The sequence below is a fragment of the Pseudarthrobacter sp. TE9888 genome, from assembly GCF_056279345.1.
Map to the genome: position 1 here is coordinate 256,478 of NZ_JBWBRD010000002.1, position 19,384 is coordinate 275,861.

Consider the following 19,384-nt stretch of genomic DNA (forward strand, 5'->3'; position numbering starts at 1 on the left):
GAGTCTAAATTTACTTCCTCAAGTATTATCTGTTGCTTTGGACAGGAAGGTCAACAGCATGCCTGAACCGGTTCCGGCCACCCCCCAGTTGCTGCGGCGCGTGAGTGCCGGCGCAGTCCTGGAGTTCATGCGCGCCTCGGGGGCCGTCACGGTCACCGACATCATGGCAGCGACCGGCCTGACGCGGGCCACCACCATCGCCGTGTGCGAGGACCTTGCAGGGCGGGGCTGGATCCTGGAACGGGAGAACCAGCGTGAATTCGGCGGGTACCGGAAGGGCCGCCCGGCCCGGCGTTTCGAGCTCAATGAGCGGGCCGGCGTGGTGCTGGGCATGGACATCGGCTATTCCAAGGTCACCGTGGTGGTGTCCGACCTGCGCGGCACCACCCTGGGACGGTCCAGCCGTCCTTTCCAGGCCGGTGAAGTTGGTTCACAGGAACGGATCGCTTTCATTGACGGCGTTGCCATGGCAGCCCTGCGTTCGGCCGGAACGGAACCGGAACGGGTGCTGGCAGCCTGCGCCGGGGTTGCCGCGCCCGTGGACCGCCACGGCGAGGTGGTGGCCACGCAGGAGTTCTGGGGACTGTTCGACCTGGGCCTGCGGCCGGCACTCAAGGCAGCCCGCGGGTGGACCGTCCTGCTGGAGAACGACGCGAACCTCGCGGCCCTCGGCGACCGGTGGCAGGGCGCGGCCGCCGGCGTCGACGACGTCGTGGTGATCCTGGCCAGTGAACGGCTGGGGTCCGGCATCGTGGAGGGCGGGCGGCTGGTCCATGGCACCCGTGGGAGTGCCGGCGAACTCGCCTACCTGAATCTGGTGGAAGGCGTGGGCGATACCTACGGCATCGCCCACCTGGCGCGAAGCTGGGCCGCGGAAGCACTGGCCACCACCGCCCCTACCGCCCTCCGGGCGTTCCAGCCCGGACGGGTGGAAGCGGAACAGGTCTTCGCCGCCGCCGGCCAGGGCGACGCCGTGGCGCTGGACATCCTCGACCGGCTCGCGGACAGGATGGCACGCGTGGTGGGGACCGTGGCCACCATGCTGAACCCGGAACTGGTGGTGCTCGGCGGCGGGGTGGCGGATTCCGCGCACGTGCTCCTCGCCCCCATCAGCGGAAGGCTGGCCCGGTTCACTGCCACCCCCGCGCGGGTCGCGGTATCCCCGCTGGGCGATTCGATCGTCACGGTGGGCGCGGTGCGCTGCGCCCTGGACTACGTGGAGAAGAACTCGCTGGACCTGGTGCTCGCAGGGGGCGCCGCCCCGGCCTGAGGTGTTCCTACTCCGGCATGACCATGGTGCGCAGGTCCAGCTGCCGGAGCACCCGGTCCGCCACCTCGGGATCCATGTCCGGCTCGTTGCGGGCGGCCACCACTTCCTGCCGGGCGGCGTCCAGCGCGATGGTCTGAACCGCGATGGCCAGCTCGCGTCCGCGCCGGCGCTTTTCCGCCAGTGGCTCGTTCCGCAGGCTGCCGTCCGTCAGTTCCGCGCGCAGGCGCTGCATCCGTTCCTTGACCAGCGCCACCTTTTCCGGCGGCAGGTCCGTCATCAGGTCATGCTGCTTCAGGGCTGCGACGGCGGCCGCCTGGGCGCGGGCGGCAAGCAGCCGGACAGCGTCGCGTTCCTCTGTTCCATCCTCGGAGGCCTTGAGGACACGCATCAGCCAGGGCAGGGTCAGGCCCGGAAGGACCAGCGTGGCAAGCAGCACCGCGCAGGCGATGACCAGGAGGTAGTCCCGGCCCGGGAACGGCGTGCCGTCCGCCAGGGTCAGCGGCAGTGCCAGGGCCAGCGCCAGGGTGGCCAGGCCCCGCATGCCGCACCAGGTGAGGATCAGGACCTCCTTCAGGGACGTTGGCTGCAGGAGGTTCTTCCGTTTCCGGGCACCCAGCGCCAGGGCGGCCATCCACAGGAACCGGACGGCGAAGACCAGCACGCAGACCAGCGCGGACACCCCGATCATGCCGAAGATTTCGCTTCCCTCATCGCGGATGACACGGCGGATCTCCAGGCCCACCAGGCCGAACGCGAGACCGGTCACCAGCAGCTCCACCACGTCCCAGAAGGCGTTGCGGGTGACGCGCTCCGCCGCGTCCTGGGGGCGGGCGTGGCGCTGCATTTCGAGGGCGGTGACCACCACGGCGATCACGCCGGAGGCGTGCACCTCCTCGGCGAGGATGTAGGCGGCGAAGGGGACCACCAGGGTCACCGCGCTGCGGGCCACCATGGAAGTGACCAGCCGGGTGACCAAGGCGATCAGCCAGCCCATGGCGACGCCCACCAGGACGGCGAGCGCGGCGCCCATCAGGAACTGGAGGACGACGTCGGGCCCCACCCTGGTGCCTCCCACGGCGGCGGCCACGGCTGCCTGGAAGATGACGATGGCGGCGGCGTCGTTGAAGAGCCCCTCGCTTTGGAGGACGGAGATGAGGCGGCGGGGCATGTGCACGCGGCCCGCCACCGAGTCCACCGCCACCGGATCCGGCGGCGCCACCATGGCGCCGAGCGCGATGGCGGCAGGCACTCCGATGCCGGGAATCATCAGCCACGCCGCGCCGGCCACTACGGCGGTGCTGATCACCACGAGTGCCACGGCCAGCATGATCAAGGTCCGCCATCTGACCCGGAACACCGCCCACGAACTTCGCTGGGCGGTGGCGAACAACAGCGGTGGCAGGAAGATGGGCAGGATCAGCCCGGGTTCAATCTCCAGGTCGGGGAAGCCCGGGATGAACGTCAGCGCCGCGGCCAGGAGGAGCATCAGGACCGGGTAAGGCAACCGGAGCCTGTCCCCCAGGCCCACGGCCACCACCGTGGCCAGCAGCAGTCCGACAATGAGTGCGAGCTGGTCCATAAGCCTCGTCCCCGCCGGCTATGCGCGGGGTTCCAGGGCTGCTGACACGGGCAGGGTGCCGTCACAGAATTCGATGGTCCGGCCCGCCGTCTGGGGAAGGTCCAGCACCGCTGCCGCCACGATCGCCGTATTGGCGCGGGAGGTGTCCCGGCTCCCTTCCGGTGACGGGTCGATGTCGATCAGCCCGGTCCCGGGCTTTTCCGTCAGGGTCCCGGGCCCGAGGATGGTCCATGCCAGGCCGGTGCCGCGCAGGTACTCGTCCGCCGCCGCCTTGGCTTCCGCGTAGGCAAAGAAGCTGTTGTCCTCGGGCACCCCGTGGTCCTTGCCGGCACCGAAGTAGGAGACCATGACGTACCGGTCCACGCCGGCCTGGGCTGCGGCATCCATGGAACGGATGGCGGCGTCCCGGTCCACGGCATAGGTGCGTTCGGGGCTGCCGCCGCCCGCGCCTGCGGACCAGACCACGGCGTCATGCCCGGCGAGGGCCTCGGCGATGGCCAGGGTCGTGGAATTCTCCACGTCCAGGACGGACGGCGTGGCACCGGTGGCAGTAACGTCGCCGGCATGTTCCGGGTTTCTGATGAACGAGGTCACGGAGTGTCCCTCGCCGGTGAGGAGTTCGGACAGGAGGAGGGCCACTTTCCCGTGGCCGCCGATAATGGCGATGCGTGTCATGCACCCATTCTGCCCGCACCGCGGCTGACTGCAGAAGCCATTTGCCCCTGAACAGGGCCTTTGGGCCCTGTTCGGGCTTTCCGGCGCCCACCTAGCTTGGGGGCATGGCTGCCGGACCCCATGCGGGGTTAGATGGACCCGCATCAGAAGCAATGTTGAAGCTGGGCCGATTCTTCACGAGGTGGGACCAGACGGACGACGGCAGGGCGGTGTTCAGGGAGGGCGGCCGCAAGGGTGACATCTTCTACCGGGACCGCTGGAGCCACGACAAAGTAGTCCGCTCCACCCACGGGGTGAACTGCACCGGCTCCTGTTCCTGGAAGGTGTACGTCAAGGACGGCATCATCACCTGGGAATCGCAGCAGACGGACTACCCCTCCGTCGGGGCCGACAGCCCGGAGTACGAACCAAGAGGCTGCCCCCGTGGGGCGGCCTTTTCCTGGTATACCTACTCCCCCACCCGGGTGCGGTTTCCGTACGCCAGGGGCGTCCTGGTGGAGATGTACCGGGAAGCCAAGGCCCGGCTGGGCGACCCCGTCCTCGCCTTCGCGGAGATCGCAGCGGACCCGGAAAAGCGCCGCCGCTACCAGCAGGCCCGCGGCAAGGGTGGACTGGTGCGGGTGTCCTGGCAGGAAGCCATCGAGATCGCCGCCGCAGGGCACGTGAACACCATCAAGACGTATGGCCCTGACCGTTGCGCGGGCTTTTCGCCCATCCCGGCCATGTCCATGGTGTCCCACGCTGTGGGGACGCGCTTCATCCAGCTCATCGGCGGGGTGATGACGTCCTTTTACGACTGGTACGCCGATTTGCCCGTGGCCAGCCCGCAGGTGTTCGGTGACCAGACCGACGTCCCCGAATCCGGGGACTGGTGGGATGCCCGTTACCTCATGATGTGGGGCTCCAATGTTCCGGTGACGCGCACGCCTGATGCGCACTGGATGACCGAGGTCCGTTACCGCGGCACCAAGGTGGTCACGGTCAGCCCGGATTACGCGGACAACACCAAGTTCGCCGACGAATGGCTGCCGGCGCAGGCCGGCACGGATGCCGCCCTGGCCATGGCCATGGGGCACGTCATGCTCAAGGAATTCTTCGTGGACAGGGATGTGCCGTTCTTCACCGACTACGTGAAGCGGTACACGGACCTTCCCTTCCTCGTCAGGCTGGAAAGGACAGACGACGGCGCCCTCACGCCGTCGAAATTCCTCACCGCCCTTGACGTCCCCGGTGAGTCCGGGGCCGAGGATGCGGCGTTCCGCACCGTCCTGTTCGACCGGGCCGCCGGCCGCCCCGCAGTCCCCAACGGGTCGATGGGCTTCCGCTACTCCGGCAGCGGGGAAGGCAAGTGGAACCTGGACCTCGAGGGGATCGAACCGGCGTTGTCCCTCCGGGAAGTGTCCGGGGAAGGCGCCGAAATCCTGCTCCCCTGCTTCGAGGACGCCGGCGGGGAGGGCAGCATCCTGCGCAGGGGCGTGCCGGTGATGGAGGTGGGCGGCCACCTGGTGACCACCGTGTTCGACCTGATGCTGGCCCAGTACGGCGTGGGAAGGGACGGTCTGCCCGGCGGGTGGGCGGCAGGCTACGACGACGCCGCCACCCCGTACACGCCGGCGTGGCAGGAGGAAATCACCAGCGTCCCCGCACAGGCCTGCATCCGGGTGGCGCGCGAGTTCGCCCGCAATGCCGAGCAGTCCAAAGGCCGCTCCATGATCATCATGGGGGCAGGCATCTGCCAGTGGTTCCACGGCGACACCACCTACCGGGCGGTGCTGGCACTGGTGATGCTCACCGGCTGCATGGGCCGCAATGGAGGGGGCTGGGCGCATTACGTGGGCCAGGAAAAGACCCGGCCCATCACCGGCTGGGTCTCCCTGGCCAACGCCCTGGACTGGTCGCGGCCGCCGCGGACCATGACCGGGACCAGCTACTGGTACATGCACACGGACCAGTGGCGGCAGGACGGGTACTCCGCCGACGCGCTCAAGTCCCCCCTGTCCACCGGCAAGCTGGACGGCATGCACACGGCGGACGCCATCGCCCAGTCCGCCCGGCTGGGCTGGATGCCGTTCTACCCGCAGTTCGACCGCAATCCCCTGGATATAGCTGACGAGGCGGAGGCCGCCGTGGCTGCCGGGACCGCCGCGGACACACCCGCCTACATCGCCGAATCGCTGAAAAACCGCTCCCTCAACCCTGCCATCGAGGACGTGGACGCTCCGGCCAACTGGCCGCGGACTCTGGTGCTCTGGCGGTCCAACCTGTTCGGCTCCTCGGCCAAGGGCAACGAGTATTTCCTCCGCAACCTGCTGGGAACCCACAACAACGTCCTGGGCGGGGACAGCGCAGAGGAACTCAAACCCCGGGACGTGGCCTGGCACCCGGAGGCGCCGGAGGGCAAGCTGGACCTCCTGGTCTCCGCCGACTTCCGGATGACGTCCACCACGCTGCTGTCCGACGTCGTGTTCCCGGCCGCCACCTGGTACGAAAAGCACGACCTTTCCTCCACGGACATGCACCCGTTCGTGCACGCCTTCAGCCCCGCGATCGATCCTCCTTGGGAAACCAAAACTGACTTCGACACCTTCCACCTGCTGGCCCGGGAATTCTCCCGGCAGGCAAAGACCCACCTGGGCGTCCGCCGCGACCTCGTCAGCATCCCGCTGCAGCACGACACCCCGGGGCAGCTCGCCCAGCCCGGCGGCCGGGTCCGCGACTGGCGGGACCCGGACATCCCTGCCGTGCCGGGGCAGAACATGCCCGTCTTTTCGGTCGTGGAGCGGGACTACACGGCCATCGCGGACAAACTCGCCGCCGTCGGACCGCTGGCCGACAAGCTGGGCTTCACCGTCAAGAACGTCACCTACAAAATGGCCGGACCGCTGGCCCGGCTCAGCCAGGCCAACGGGGTGATGCTGGGCGGCGCGGCGGACGGACGGCCGGCCATGGACACCGATGCGAAGATGGCGGAGGCAATCCTGGCATTCTCCGGGACCACCAACGGCGCCCTGTCCGTCCAGGGCTTCAAGGACCTCGAGGTCCGCACCGGGCAGAAGCTGGCGGACCTGGCGGAGGGTTCCGAGGAAAAGTTCATCACCTTCGCCCAGACCCAGGCAGGTCCGGTCCCGGTCATCACCTCACCGGAATGGTCCGGCTCCGAAACCGGTGGCCGGAGGTACGCCCCGTTCACCATCAACATCGAACGGCTCAAGCCGTTCCACACCCTTACCGGTCGGATGCACTTTTTCCTGGACCACGACTGGATGACGGACATCGGCGAGGCCCTGCCCATCTACCGGCCGCCGCTGGACATGCACCGGCTGTTCGGCGAACCGCGGCTCGGTTCCGACGGCGCCATGGAGGTGACGGTCCGGTACCTGACGCCGCACTCAAAGTGGTCCATCCACTCCGAGTACCAGGACAACCTGCTGATGCTCTCCCTGTCCCGCGGCGGCCCGACCGTCTGGATGAGCCCGGCCGACGCCGACGCGATCCAGGTCCGGGACAACGACTGGGTCGAGTGCACCAACGTCAACGGCGTGCTGGTGGCCCGCGCGATCGTCAGCCACCGCATGCCGGCCGGCGTGGTCTACGTCCACCACGCCCAGGAACGCACCATCGACGTCCCGAAATCGGAGGCCACCGGGCGCCGCGGCGGAATCCACAATTCGGTGACCCGGCTGCTGGTGAAACCCTCGCACCTGGCAGGCGGCTACGCCCAGCTGGCCTACGCGTTCAACTATCTTGGCCCCACCGGAAACCAGCGCGACATGGTGGCCACAGTGCGCCGCCGCTCGCAGGAGGTGCAGTACTGATGCGTGTGATGGCCCAGATGGGCATGGTGATGAACCTGGACAAGTGCATCGGCTGCCACACCTGCTCCGTGACGTGCAAGCAGGCCTGGACCAACCGTGCCGGCATGGAGTACGTGTGGTTCAACAACGTGGAGACCCGGCCCGGTCAGGGCTACCCCCGCCGCTATGAGGACCAGGACCGCTGGTACGGCGGCTGGACCCTGAACCGGCGCGGCAGGCTGGTGCTGAAGGCCGGGGGCAGGGTGAAGAAGCTGTTCGGAATCTTCGCCAGCCCCGTGCAGCCCGAGCTCAAGGACTACTACGAGCCGTGGACCTACGACTACAAAACCCTGGTGGACGCTCCCCTGGGCGACGACTTCCCCGTGGCCCGGCCCAAGTCGCTGATCACCGGGGAAGACACCAAGATCACCTGGTCCGCCAACTGGGACGATGACCTGGGCGGCTCCACCGAGCACGGGCACCTGGATCCGGTCGTGGAGAAGATCCGGCGCGATTCCGAGGACAAGATCAAGTTCGCCTACGAGCAGACGTTCATGTTCTACCTGCCGCGGATTTGCGAGCACTGCCTGAACCCGTCGTGCATGGCGTCCTGCCCGTCCGGCGCGATCTACAAGCGGGTGGAGGACGGGATTGTGCTGGTGGACCAGGACCGGTGCCGCGGATGGCGCCAGTGCGTCACCGGCTGCCCGTACAAGAAGATCTACTTCAACCACAAGACCGGCAAGGCCGAGAAGTGCACGTTCTGCTACCCCCGCGTGGAGGTAGGCCTGCCCACCGTCTGCTCCGAGACGTGCGTGGGCCGGCTGCGCTACCTGGGATTGTTTTTGTACGACGCCGATGCCGTCACCGCGGCAGCGTCCGTCACCGACCCGCAGGACCTCTACGACGCCCAGATGGACGTGCTGCTGGACCCCCACGACCCCCGCGTCCAGGCGGACGCCCGTGCTCAGGGCATTCCCGAGGACTGGCTTGACGCCGCCCGCCGATCCCCCGTCTACGCCCTTGCCAAGGTCTACAAGGTGGCCCTGCCGCTGCACCCGGAGTACCGCACCATGCCCATGGTCTGGTACGTTCCCCCGCTCTCCCCCGTGGTTGACTTGCTGCAGGACCAGGGCCACGACGGCGAGGACGCAGGCAACCTCTTCGGCGCCATCGACGCGCTGCGGATCCCGGTGGAGTACCTGGCCGAGCTCTTCACCGCCGGGGACACGGAACGGGTCACGGCCGTGCTGCGGAAGCTCGCGGCCATGCGGTCCTTTATGCGCGGCATCAGCATGGGCGGGGACCCGGATGAGGCCATCCCGGAGTCCGTGGGCATGGACGGGCAAAGTATGTATGACATGTACCGGCTGATGGCCATCGCCAAATACAGCGAGCGCTACGTCATTCCCACAGCGCACCTGGAGCAGGCGCACGACCTTGAGGAGCTGGGCTGTTCGCTGGATTTCGACGGCGGACCGGGCATGCAGGATTCGGCGCCTTTCGGGGAGGCGAGCGGCAGGCCCGTCCCGGTGGCCGTGGACACGTTCAACGCCCTCCGGGACCGGCAGAGTTCGGACACCATCGCCGAGGGGACGAGCCTGCGCGGCAGGGTGAACCTGCTGAACTGGGATGGCCGCGGCGCGCCACCCGGACTGTTCCCGGAGAAGCCTTCCCTGGACAGGAGCCCGGCGCCGGATACGCTGGCCGCCGCCGAGGACGAGTCATGATGCGGCCAGCCACGAACGCCCCGGCCGTCAGCCGCCGCAACCAGGTGGTCTACCTTGCCGCGGCCTGGTGCCTCTCCTATCCGGACGGGGAACTGGTGGAGCGGGTCCCCCTGGTCCGGGCGGCACTGTCCGAATTCCCCGGCACGCTGCCCGGGTTCGCGCCCGTACTGGACCTCCTGGAAGCGACCCCGCCCATGGACCTGCAGGCCCAGTACGTCCGCGAATTCGATCTCGGCAGGCGGCACGCCCTGCACCTGAGCTACTGGACGGACGGGGACACCCGCCGCCGCGGCGAAGTACTGGGCTACTTCAAGGAGGCCTACCGGCACAGCGGCGTCCTGGTGGACCTGGACGGGGAACTCCCGGACTACCTGCCCATGGTGCTCGAGTTCGCCGCCCGGGTGGATGGAGCCGCCGGCCGCGACCTGCTGCAGCGCTACCGGGCCAGCCTGGAAATGCTCCGGCTCGGGCTGCTGCGGGACAACCTGCCGCACGCCCGGATCCTGGCGGCCATCTGTGCCACGCTGCCGGGCAAGTCACCCCAGGACGAGCAGGAAGTGATGCGCATGGCCGGATATGGTCCACCCACCGAAAGCGTGGGGCTCGATCCCTATGACCCGCGGCTGCTGCCCGTCAGGAGGGGCTGACCATGCGGGCATCCGGGGCGGTGCTGGAGACGGGGCCGGGAGCCGCCGTCGTGGTTAACACCTGGGACACCGTCCTGTGGGGCGTGCTGCCGTACGTCATGGCGGTGGTGCTGGTGGGAGGGCTGGTGTGGCGCTACCGGTACGACCAGTTCGGCTGGACCACCAGGTCCTCCCAACTGTACGAATCCAGGCTCCTGCGGATCGCTTCACCCCTGTTCCACTTCGGGCTGCTGGCCGTGATCGCCGGACACTTCTTCGGGCTGGTCATTCCCATGGCCTGGACAGAGGCGGTGGGCATGAGCCAGGAGTTCTACCACTTCAATGCCCTCCTGGTAGGCGGGATTGCCGGGGTGGGAACCCTGGGTGGGATCGCACTGCTGATCTACCGGCGGCGCACCACGGGGCCGGTGTTCATGGCCACCACCAAGAATGACAAGACCATGTACGTGGTGCTGACCGCCGCCATCGTATTCGGCCTGTGGACCACGCTGGCCAGCGTTTTCGAGGGCGAACACGGGCACAACTACCGGGAGACCGTAGCGCCTTGGTTCCGGTCGCTGTTTATCTTCCAGCCGGACATCGCAGCGATGGCGGCCGCCCCGTTCTCGTTCCACCTGCACACGCTGGTGGGGATGGCGCTGTTCGTCATCTGGCCGTTCACGCGGCTGGTGCACGCCTTTACCGCGCCCCTGCACTACCTGTTCCGCCCGTACATCGTCTACCGGTCCAGAGACAGGGAGAGCAAGGGCCGTGGCTGGTCCGCCGTGGGCACGCCGGACAGGGACACCCGCAACCGCTGACCGGCGGTGCGTTTTGGATGATGTGGTGAGGAGCAAGCAGTGGCCGGAACAACCTCTACGCCAGCCACCGGCAGGGCGCTGAACCTGACGCTGGCGACGGTGGCCTCCGTGGCGGGTTTCTGGGCGTGGAACTCGGTGGCCACCCTCGGCGCCTTTTATACCCAGAACCTGTCCCTGACGCCCGCGACCACTGGGATCCTGGTGGCCATGCCGGTGTTCGTCGGATCGCTGGGCCGGATCGTGGTGGGCACGCTGACTGACAAGTACGGCGGCCGGGCCATGTTCACGTTTGTCCTGCTGGCGGCCATCCCTCCCCTCCTCCTGGTGTCCGTGGGCGGCCTGCTCAGTTCCTTCGCCCTGGTGCTGGGCGCCGGGCTGCTGCTCGGCGTGGCCGGGACCGTGTTCGCCGTCGGGATCCCGTTCGTCAGCGCCTGGTACGAGCCGGCCCGCAGGGGCTTCGCCACCGGTGTCTTCGGCGCGGGCATGGGCGGGACGGCGCTGGCCGCCTTCCTGAATCCCCGGCTGGTTGCCGGGATCGGATACTTCCCCACGCACCTGCTGATCGCCGGTGTCCTGGTGGCGATGGCCGGGCTGGTCTGGTTCCTCATGAAGGAAGCACCGGGCTGGGCGCCCAACCATGCGCCGGTGCTGCCCAAGCTCATGGACGCGGCCAGGACGGCGGTCACATGGAAGATGTGCTTCCTTTACGCGGTGGTCTTCGGCGGCTTCGTTTCGTTCGCCACCTACCTGCCCACCTACCTCCGGGACGTGTACAGTTTTGATCCCGCCGGCGCCGGAGCACGGACGGCAGGCTTTGCCCTGGCCGCCGTGCTGGCCCGGCCCGTCGGCGGGGTGCTGGCGGACAGGCTCGGCCCCAAGCCCGTGGTGCTCATGGCGCTGGCCGCCGTCGCCGTCCTGGGCTGGGTGGTCAACCTCAGGCCCGACGGCGAAGTGCCTGCGGGTGCCACCTTCGTTGCCATGGCTGCGGCGCTGGGGCTGGGGACGGGCGGGGTGTTCGCCTGGGTTGGTGTCCTGTCCCCGGCCGGAAAGGTGGGAAGCATCAGCGGCATCGTCAGCGCCGCGGGTGGCCTGGGCGGGTACTTTCCGCCGCTGGTGATGGGCGCAACCTACGATGCCGCCACGCGCAGCTATTCGATCGGGCTGCTCCTGCTGGTTGGCACGGCCCTGGTGGCGCTGGTGTTCACCCTGTTCGCGGTGCAGCGAAGGGCCGGGACGGCAGCGGTTCAGCGGGCGCGGTAGCGCAGGTAGGCCACCCCGTTGCCGAACCGCCGCTGGTCCACCAGCTCCAGCTGTGCCTTCAGCCCCTCAGGCAGGAAGCGCAGCCCGCCGCCGACGGCCACCGGGTTGATGAACAGCTGGCATTCGTCCACCAGCCCGGCTTTGAGGGCGTGTGCCGCGAGGGTGGGGCCGCCGATGCTGATATCCCGGTCGCTGTCCTCTTTGAGGTCCCGCACGGCTTCCGGGAGGAACTGCCGCTCCAGGCGGGTTTTCGGAGTGCTGGGGGTGTCCAGCGTGGTTGAGTAGACCACCTTGTCAGCCCCCTGCCAGATGCGGGCATAGTCCTGGATGACCGGCGGCTCATCCCGCGTGTCCATGGTTTCCCAGACGGACATCACCTCATACATCCGGCGGCCCAGGAGGTAGGTGCCCACATCCCGCTCCAGGTCGTTGACGAAAGCGTGGATTTCCTCGTCCGGCGCGGACCAGTTGAAGTTGCCGTCCGTGTCTGCGGTGTAACCGTCGAGGGACATGATTGCGGAGTAGATCAGCTTCGCCATGGGCCCATTCTGCCGGGTGAATCCCGCGGGGAACAGGGGCGCGCGCCAGGGTTTGGCGGCCGGCGCGGGTCACAGCAGGTTGGCCGCCAGGGTCCGGGCGATGAAGGTGCCATAGCGTTCGGGTGACCACTCCCGCTTGATCACCAGGGTTTCGTAGAGTTCGGCGGCGGTGGAGGTGAACATCACGTCGGCAGCCTCGGCCGTGGTGAGGCCGGGCCTGAGGAGCCCCCTGCCCACCAGCTGCCGCGCGTTGTGCAGCATCCGGCGGTAACGGGCCTCGTCCACATCCCGCAGCAGTGCGGCCATGGAGGCGTCCCCGGTGGCCGCTGCGTCCCTGATGAGAAGGTAGACCGGGGCGCCGATGGGACTGATCTCCGTGGTGAACCGGCCGAACCGCTCCATCAGGCGTACGGGATCCGTCTCCGTCGCCTGGGCGAGATCGGACCTCTGCTCGGCCGGCGGACCCCCGGCACCAAGGAGGCTCTCCTCGTAGATGGCCCGGACCAGCCCCGCCTTGCTGCCAAAGTTCTTGTACACCGACTCGGCGGATACGTCCGCAGCGCGGGCAATCTGCGCAATCGTCGTCGCCCCGAATCCCTGGCTGAGGAACAGCTCCCTCGCGTGTGTCCGGACGCTGTGCAGGGATTCCGCGGCCAGCTGACGGCGCCGCCGTCCGTCATAACTCCGCTTGGCGGGGCGTTTCCCGGAGGCATTGACGGGGCTCTTCATGCGGTCTTAAACTCCAATCAATACAGCTAACTGTATTGAAATCAATCTAACAGGTCACAGCCTCGCCCCGCGAGGCACCAAGGAGCATTTCCATGGACACGCCAAACGGCGTGGACCGCCTCCCCGACGGCCCTGTGCGCCGAATGTTTTCCGCAACACAGCGGCGCGACCTCGATGCCATGCTGGCCGAGTTCGCAGACGACTACGTCAACATCACCCCCAACCACCCGGCCCGCAGCTTCACCGGGAGCGCCCAGGTGCGGAAGAACTGGTCCGCACTCTTCGCCGGGATCCCCGACATGACCGTGACGGTGCTGGACTCGGCGACCGGCCCCGGCGGCAACGTGTGGGTCGAATGGGGATCGGACGGCACCCGCCTGGACGGCACCGCCGTCGAGCAGGCCGGCGTGGCCATCTTCAGCATCCGCGGCGACCGGATTGCCGCGGTCAGGTTCTACCTGGAGCCTGTCGAAAGGGACACCGCGGATGTGAATGCCGCGGTCCAGGCCGTCGCTGGAGCCGGAACGGAAGGAGCACGGCCATGATCCTCCTGGTCGGGGCAACGGGTGACCTGGGCGGCCGGGTGGCCCGGCTGCTGCGCGAATCCGGGCAGGACGTCCGCTGCCTGGTCCGGGCCGCCACTGACGATTCACCGCTCCGGGCGATTGGCGCCGGGATTGTCCGCGGCGACCTCACCGAACCTGCCACGCTGCCGCCCGCGTGCCAGGGCGTCGAAACCGTGATTGCAACGGCAACTGCGATCGGCCGCCGGTTCGCGGGGACCAGTCAGGCCACCATCCGGGACGTTGACGAAGTGGGCATGGGCCATCTTGTCGATACCGCCGAAGCCGCCGGCGTGCGGCGCTTTGTCTACCTGTCCTTCCCGATCGGCAGCGCCAGCCTCCGGACCCCGCTGGAACAGGCCAAGCTCACCATTGAGCGGCGCCTGGCGACCTCCCCCATGCGGACCGTGGTGGTCCGCTCCGACGGCCTGCAGGAAGTCCAGCTCAGCCCCGCCGCACGCTTCGACCTCGCCGCAGGAAAGGCTGCCGTCATTGGCAGGGGCGACAACCGGCGCCGGCTGGTCTCCACCGGGGACATTGCCGCCCTCCTCGCCACCGTGGCACTGGAGCCCGATCCGCCGGCGCACATCGACGTGGGCGGACCCGAGCCGCTGACCAAGAAGGAGATCATCGGGCTGGCAGGGGAATTGGTGCACCATCCCCTGAAGGTTCAGCGCATGCCCCGCCCCGTGGCGCGGGTGGCAACGCTCATGTTGAAACGCAGGAACGATGCCATGGCTTCCGCGCTGGGCGCCGGGTTGTCCTCAGACATCGAGGAAGCCACCTGGGATGACCAGCCCCTCCGCCAGCGCGGGATCACCCCGAAGTCGGTCACCGAATTCCTGACGGAGCAGTCGCAGGCGTTGGCTGGCCACTGACCACCCCTATGGCCTGCGCGACACCAGCACCTGCTGGGCCAGCGTCCAGAGATTGGAGACCGTCCAGTAGACCAGGACGCCGATGGGGAAGAAGATCCCGCCCACACCGAAAACGAACGGGAGCAGGTACAGGAGAATCCGCTGCTGGCGCATCAGCGGACTGTCCGCGTCCTGCCCCGTCAGGTTTCGTGACGCCACGAGTTTCTGGGTGAGGAACTGGCAGGTGATCATCACCAGGATCATGGCGACGGAGAGGACGGCCACCGCGCTGGGGTCTCCGCCTCCATGCAGGAGGGAAGCGGAGAGCGGCGCCCCAAAAATGCCGGCGGACGCGAACTGGACCACCTGCCCCTGATCCAGGGCTCCGATGCCTTCGCCCCGCGGCGAGGCAGTGGAGAGTCCGGAAAGCACCTGGAAGAGCGCCAGGAAGAACGGCGCCTGGATCAGCAGGGGCAGGCAGGCGGAGAAGGGGTTGGTGCCGTGCTTCTTGTACAGGGCCATCTGCTCCTGAGCCATGGCCTGCCGCGACGCCGGGTCCGTCCTGCCCTTGAACCGCTCCTGGAGCTCCTGCAGTTCCGGCTGCAGCAGCCGCATCCGCCGCTGGGTCCTGACCTGCGCCAGGAACACGGGGATCAATGCCGCCCGGATCACGAGCACCAGTCCGATGATGGACAACGTCCAGGTCCAGCCGTCCCCCGGCGGCATCCCGGCCGTGGCCAGCCAGTCGTGGAACCCCGCCATAATGACAGAAACGAGCCACCGGAACGGCTCCATGACCGCCGCGAAAACGTCCACCGAATCCCCCATCCGCAGTTGCTGCCAAGCTACTGCGGATACCCCCGCTTGTCACGGTCCAGCAAACCGGGGACGGCGGCCCCGGCTTGCCGAACCATAAGGTTCCGGTGTCCGCCAGCTACTTCTTCACCAGCGCGTTGCCATAGCCGGCATCGCATTTGCCGTCGTGGATGACTCCGGCGCCCGGCGCCACGGCATAGTCGCTGGCCGGATTGAAGACGGCGGTGTTGACGTCGGTTACCCGGCTGGCGCAGTCATCGGCGGCTCGGGCGCTGGAGCCCTGGCCACCGATCCACATGTCGATCCAGATGGTGGAGTTGGTTCCGTTCGCGTTGGCGCCCTGGTGGCACGGCCCGCCCTCGGGCTCATTGCCATCGCCGCAGGTGTCTTCCACGACGAAGTAGCGGCGGACGTCCGGGAGGTAGATGCGGGTGCCCGCCGGGAAGTCGAGGACGTCGTGCCCGGAGGCCAAGGAATGTCCCACAGCGATGGTGATGGGGTCCTCGAAGGTGCCGGTGCCTCCGGCAGACTTGTGAAGCACCGGGTGGCTGATGGTCGCGGACCCGGCAGGGGTGTTGTCGAACCAGGTGTACGCGGTCGTATAGGTGGTGGTGACAGTGCGCTCGGCGGTCGGCTGTGACACGGGTGCTGGGGCGGCGTGCTGTGGCAGGGCCGGAGGGGCGGCGCCGGGCACAGGAGCCGCGGCCTGGGCCTGGACTGGCGCACCGGCTGCGGCAGGAGCATCCACTTTGGCTTTGGCCGCATTTTCCGCGGCGGCTGCCTTTGCGGCTGCCCCAGCAGCAGCGGCGTCTTGGGCCTTCTTGGCGTCAGCGGCTTCCCGCTGGGCCTGGGCTGCCGCAGCCCTTTCGGCGGCCATCCGCTGGGAGGCGCCCACCTCATCGGAAGACTTGGCGCCGGGGGTGCCGGCGCTGGCTTCGAGTCCAGCGGAGGCGGAGCCTGGAGACGCGGCGGATGGATTGGCAGTGCCGCTGGCGGCGCCACATGCCGTTGTTGCCAACAACGCCGACAGCGTGAGGGCAGTGAGCAGACTGTTTCTGCGCATGGAAAAAAGCCTCTTCGTGGGAGCGCGGTGGACAGGGACATCGGAAGGCCCCCGCCGGAACAGGATCGCGGTCTGCGTGAATGCAAGGCATAAAGGCCTGGGACTTAGCACACGCAGGAGCATTTGGAATGCTCCACCACGCGTGTGTGCCAACCAGCGACCTAAACGTTACCTTTTATGGAACCCGCCGTGCCAATCGGTGACGGAGTCGTCAGGAGTTGGATCAGGTGGCGGGCCTTTGGCGCGGCTTGGGAAATGTTAAACAGAAAAGCCCCCTGGACCATTACGATCCAGGGGGCTTGGCCTGTAGCGGTGGGGAGGCTCGATCTCCCGACCTCACGATTATGAGTCGTGCGCTCTAACCAACTGAGCTACACCGCCACGAATGAGAAAAACCTGCGCCAAGCCGGTCAAAACCGCCTTGACGCAGGCCCTCATTCAGAGCCCCCCACCGGAATCGATCCGGTGACCTCGTTCTTACCAAGAACGCGCTCTACCACTGAGCTAGGGGGGCAACGAGTAAATACTCTACCGGAAGATTTCCGCACCAACAAATCGGCGTCCAGCCGCTCCCCGGCCTGGGGATTGCACCTGTCACCGGCACCGCGCGCCCCACATTTTCCGCGGAATTCCGGGGCTGGAGGGGCATGGACAGCAGAGCGGCCGACGCCGGGAAACGCCTTTCAGAGGCACGTTGAGTACATTCCGCGGCGGGAATGTGTCCAGCCCCACATTCGGCTTGGGCTTAAACGCCGATGGGTCGGCTCGAAAGCCGGCCCATCGCCGTCGTCAATCCCTCAACGCGCGGAAGTGTTTACCACTTGCCCTTGCGGTTGAACTCGCGGTGGCCGCTGTCGCCGCCGCTGCGGGGCTTGCGGGAGCCGTCGCCGTGGCCGGCGAAGCGGGAATCACCGCGGTCGCTGAAGGACCGCTCTGAACGCTCGCTGTACGAACGGCCGCCGCGGTCAGCGGAGGTCCGCTCGCCGTCGTTTTTGCGGAATTCCTTCTTGAACCCACCGTTGCCCTTGAAGTTGCCACCGCGGTCACCGCCGCGGTTTCCCTGGTAGGCGCCGCGGTCGCCGGAGGGCTTGCGGCCGTTGTCCAGCTCGAGGTGGATCAGCTCGCCGCCAATCCGGGTGCGGGACAGGGCGCGCAGCTGGTCCTGGCTCAGGTCCGCGGGCAGTTCCACCAGGGAGTGGTCCGAGCGGATATCGATGCCGCCGATCTGCGAAGAGGAGATGCCGCCCTCGTTGGCGATGGCGCCCACGATCGAACCGGGCATGACACGCTGGCGGCGTCCCACGGCAATCCGGTAGGTGGCGTTGCCTTCGGTCAGCGTCCGGGTCGGGCCACGGGAGCCGAAGCCGTCCTTGGACCGCTCACGCTTCTGGAACTCGGGAGCGGCAGGCAGTTCCTTCACCAGGAGCGGCTGGCCGCCCTGCGCCATGACAGCCAGGGCTGCGGCAATCTCGGCAGCGGGAACGTTGTGCTCTTCTTCGTAGGAAGCGATGAGGTCACGGAACGCGGCAACATCCTCGGACGCAAGGGTCTCCGTGATGCGCTCGGCGAACTTGCCGAGGCGCAGCGTGTTGACGGTCTCGGCGGTGGGCAGGTGCATCTGCTCCACCGGCTGGCGCGTGGCCTTCTCGATGGAACGCAGCAGGTACTTCTCCCGCGGCGTCATGAAGAGGATGGCTTCACCGGAACGACCGGCACGGCCCGTACGGCCGATGCGGTGCACGTACGACTCCGTGTCGTGCGGGATGTCGTAGTTGATGACGTGGCTGATGCGCTCCACGTCGAGCCCGCGGGCTGCGACGTCGGTGGCCACCAGGATGTCGATCCGGCCTTCCTTCAGGGCGTCGACGGTGCGCTCGCGCTGCTGCTGCGGGATGTCGCCGTTGATGGCGGCAGCCTGGAAACCGCGGGCGCGCAGCTTGTCAGCCAGGTCCTCGGTGGCCATCTTGGTGCGGACGAAGGCGATGACGCCGTCGAACTCTTCCACCTCGAGGATGCGGGTCATGGCGTCCAGCTTGTGCGGGCCCATGACCTGCAGGTAGCGCTGGCGGGTGTTGGCGCCGGTGGTGGTCTTGGACTTGACCTGCACCTCGGCCGGGTTGTTCAGGTACTGCTTGGACATGCGGCGGATCTGGCCGGGCATGGTGGCGGAGAACAACGCAACCTGGCGGCCCTCAGGGGTCTGCTGGAAGATCTGTTCCACGTCATCGGCGAAGCCCATGCGCAGCATCTCGTCAGCCTCGTCCAGCACCAGGTACTGGAGTTCGGACAGGTCCAGGGAACCCTTGGCGATGTGGTCGATCACGCGGCCGGGAGTACCCACGACCACCTGGGCGCCGCGGCGCAGGCCGGCGAGCTGGGGGCCGTAGGCGGAGCCGCCGTAGACGGGCAGGACGGTGAAGTCGTCGATGTGCTTGGCGTAGGAGGTGAAGGCCTCGGCAACCTGGAGGGCCAGCTCGCGGGTGGGGGCCAGGACCAGCGCCTGGGTCTTGCGGGAGGGGCCGTTGAGGTCGTGGAGTTCGGCCAGGCGGGACAGTGCCGGCACTGCGAATGCTGCAGTCTTGCCGGTACCGGTCTGCGCCAGGCCCACCACGTCGCGGCCTTCGAGCAGCAGCGGGATGGTGGCCGCCTGGATGGGGGACGGCTTTTCGTACCCGACATCCTGCAGGGCGGCAAGGACGCGGGCGTCGATGCCGAGGTCAACGAACTTGACGGTGTTTTCGTCATCATCCGCGGCCTTGGCAGCGGGAGCAACGTCGGCCGTTGCGGCAGCTTCGGTGGCAGTGGACTCGGCTGCGGGTGCAGCGGCCTCAGTGAATTCGACGGTAGCGGTTTCAGCGGTTGCCGCTGCGGTGGTTTCGTTCTGATTTTCGGGCATAGAGAGATATTCCTCATCCATAGGGGGCCAGGCGGCACTACCCGAGGTGAGCGGAGCCGCAGTACACGTGCCGATGATGCCGGGCAAACGTTGACCGGCCGGTCACAGAAGTCCGGCGCTTTCGCAATCCCGTGGCAGGACTTCGCGCTGCATCTCTTGGCTGCTA

Annotated in this window: 15 protein-coding genes and 2 tRNA genes; 8 read left to right on the plus strand and 9 right to left on the minus strand. The window is 67.7% G+C overall.

Going from position 1 to position 19,384, the window contains the following annotated elements:
- Positions 1-58 precede the first annotated feature (58 nt).
- On the plus strand, positions 59-1,270 hold the full coding sequence (locus tag ACZ9J7_RS01750; protein WP_476206497.1) for an ROK family protein: 1,212 nt from the start codon (positions 59-61) through the stop codon (positions 1,268-1,270).
- Between the two features lie 7 nt (positions 1,271-1,277).
- On the opposite strand, the gene ACZ9J7_RS01755 is transcribed toward ACZ9J7_RS01750, so the two are convergent.
- Positions 1,278-2,849, minus strand: a complete 1,572-nt coding sequence (locus ACZ9J7_RS01755; protein WP_476206499.1) for a Na+/H+ antiporter — start codon at positions 2,847-2,849, stop codon at positions 1,278-1,280.
- An 18-nt stretch (positions 2,850-2,867) separates the two neighbouring features.
- The gene (locus tag ACZ9J7_RS01760; RefSeq protein ID WP_476206501.1) at positions 2,868-3,524 is read right to left on the minus strand and encodes an SDR family oxidoreductase; all 657 of its coding nucleotides are present in this window, start codon (positions 3,522-3,524) and stop codon (positions 2,868-2,870) included.
- A gap of 104 nt (positions 3,525-3,628) precedes the next feature.
- Between ACZ9J7_RS01760 and ACZ9J7_RS01765 the strand changes: the two genes are divergently transcribed.
- The 5 genes from ACZ9J7_RS01765 to ACZ9J7_RS01785 are packed head-to-tail and all read left to right on the plus strand — an operon-like array spanning position 3,629 to position 11,755.
- Positions 3,629-7,339 carry a nitrate reductase subunit alpha gene (locus tag ACZ9J7_RS01765; protein ID WP_476206503.1) on the plus strand — a complete coding sequence of 1,237 codons (3,711 nt, stop codon included), beginning with the start codon at positions 3,629-3,631 and terminating at the stop codon, positions 7,337-7,339.
- Complete coding sequence (gene narH / locus ACZ9J7_RS01770; protein WP_476206505.1) at positions 7,339-9,048, plus strand: nitrate reductase subunit beta; 1,710 nt, start codon at positions 7,339-7,341, stop codon at positions 9,046-9,048. The genes ACZ9J7_RS01765 and narH overlap by 1 nt, the downstream gene beginning before the upstream one ends.
- Positions 9,045-9,695 carry a nitrate reductase molybdenum cofactor assembly chaperone gene (gene narJ / locus ACZ9J7_RS01775; RefSeq protein WP_476206507.1) on the plus strand — a complete coding sequence of 217 codons (651 nt, stop codon included), beginning with the start codon at positions 9,045-9,047 and terminating at the stop codon, positions 9,693-9,695. The genes narH and narJ overlap by 4 nt, the downstream gene beginning before the upstream one ends.
- A gap of 2 nt (positions 9,696-9,697) precedes the next feature.
- Positions 9,698-10,495 carry a respiratory nitrate reductase subunit gamma gene (gene narI / locus ACZ9J7_RS01780; RefSeq protein ID WP_476206509.1) on the plus strand — a complete coding sequence of 266 codons (798 nt, stop codon included), beginning with the start codon at positions 9,698-9,700 and terminating at the stop codon, positions 10,493-10,495.
- Positions 10,496-10,534: 39 nt separating this feature from the next.
- Complete coding sequence (locus ACZ9J7_RS01785) at positions 10,535-11,755, plus strand: MFS transporter (RefSeq protein WP_476206511.1); 1,221 nt, start codon at positions 10,535-10,537, stop codon at positions 11,753-11,755.
- On the opposite strand, the gene ACZ9J7_RS01790 is transcribed toward ACZ9J7_RS01785, so the two are convergent.
- The gene (locus tag ACZ9J7_RS01790; RefSeq protein WP_476206513.1) at positions 11,740-12,294 is read right to left on the minus strand and encodes a dihydrofolate reductase family protein; all 555 of its coding nucleotides are present in this window, start codon (positions 12,292-12,294) and stop codon (positions 11,740-11,742) included. The genes ACZ9J7_RS01785 and ACZ9J7_RS01790 overlap by 16 nt on opposite strands.
- A gap of 69 nt (positions 12,295-12,363) precedes the next feature.
- The gene (locus ACZ9J7_RS01795; RefSeq protein ID WP_476206515.1) at positions 12,364-13,023 is read right to left on the minus strand and encodes a TetR/AcrR family transcriptional regulator; all 660 of its coding nucleotides are present in this window, start codon (positions 13,021-13,023) and stop codon (positions 12,364-12,366) included.
- Between the two features lie 92 nt (positions 13,024-13,115).
- Between ACZ9J7_RS01795 and ACZ9J7_RS01800 the strand changes: the two genes are divergently transcribed.
- A complete protein-coding gene (locus ACZ9J7_RS01800; protein ID WP_476206516.1) occupies positions 13,116-13,568 on the plus strand; it encodes a nuclear transport factor 2 family protein in 453 nt (150 codons plus the stop codon).
- Complete coding sequence (locus ACZ9J7_RS01805; protein ID WP_476206518.1) at positions 13,565-14,464, plus strand: SDR family oxidoreductase; 900 nt, start codon at positions 13,565-13,567, stop codon at positions 14,462-14,464. The genes ACZ9J7_RS01800 and ACZ9J7_RS01805 overlap by 4 nt, the downstream gene beginning before the upstream one ends.
- A 6-nt stretch (positions 14,465-14,470) precedes the next feature.
- On the opposite strand, the gene yidC is transcribed toward ACZ9J7_RS01805, so the two are convergent.
- The 5 genes from yidC to ACZ9J7_RS01830 all read right to left on the minus strand — a co-directional run bounded on the left by yidC (position 14,471) and on the right by ACZ9J7_RS01830 (position 19,218).
- Positions 14,471-15,271, minus strand: coding sequence for a membrane protein insertase YidC (yidC, locus tag ACZ9J7_RS01810; RefSeq protein ID WP_476206520.1), 801 nt, complete (start codon positions 15,269-15,271; stop codon positions 14,471-14,473).
- Between the two features lie 106 nt (positions 15,272-15,377).
- Positions 15,378-16,322, minus strand: coding sequence for a hypothetical protein (locus ACZ9J7_RS01815; RefSeq protein WP_476206522.1), 945 nt, complete (start codon positions 16,320-16,322; stop codon positions 15,378-15,380).
- A 307-nt stretch (positions 16,323-16,629) separates the two neighbouring features.
- Positions 16,630-16,703: transfer RNA gene (locus ACZ9J7_RS01820), tRNA-Met, on the minus strand.
- 61 nt (positions 16,704-16,764) lie between these two features.
- Positions 16,765-16,836 (minus strand) — tRNA-Thr (locus ACZ9J7_RS01825).
- A 300-nt stretch (positions 16,837-17,136) separates the two neighbouring features.
- A complete protein-coding gene (locus ACZ9J7_RS01830) occupies positions 17,137-19,218 on the minus strand; it encodes a DEAD/DEAH box helicase (RefSeq protein ID WP_476206524.1) in 2,082 nt (693 codons plus the stop codon).
- Positions 19,219-19,384: the final 166 nt, after the last annotated feature.